At 71.0% G+C, this 366-nt stretch carries 1 protein-coding gene; it reads left to right on the top strand.

Going from position 1 to position 366, the window contains the following annotated elements:
- The coding region (locus ASV53_RS26670) for a 2-oxo acid dehydrogenase subunit E2 (RefSeq protein WP_189337984.1) at nucleotides 1–366 on the top strand (366 nt) is incomplete at both ends.

Genomic DNA, 366 nt, shown 5'->3' with positions numbered 1-366 from the left:
CGTGCGCGAGGAGACCGTGCCCGCACCGCAGACACCGCCGGTCGGCCTCGCCCGCGGAGTCGCGCCGGTGCAGGCATCCGCCTCCGACGCCGAGCGCACCGAGTCGATCCACGTCAAGGGCGTGCGCAAGGCGACCTCGTCGGCGATGGTGCAGAGCGCCTACTCCGCCCCGCACGTCACCGTCTGGAAAGACGTCGCCGCCACCCGCACGATGGAGCTCGTGAAGCGCCTTAAGGCCGCACCCGAGTACGCCGACATCAAGGTGTCGCCGCTGCTGATCGTCGCGCGCGCCGTGATCTGGGCTGCCCGTCGTACCCCGATGATCAACGCCGCGTGGGTCGAGACCGAGAACGGCCCCGAGATCGC

This window comes from Photobacterium sanguinicancri (assembly GCF_002265265.1).
GTDB lineage: Bacteria > Pseudomonadota > Gammaproteobacteria > Enterobacterales > Vibrionaceae > Photobacterium > Photobacterium sanguinicancri.
This window is presented reverse-complemented; position numbering and strand designations above follow the sequence as displayed.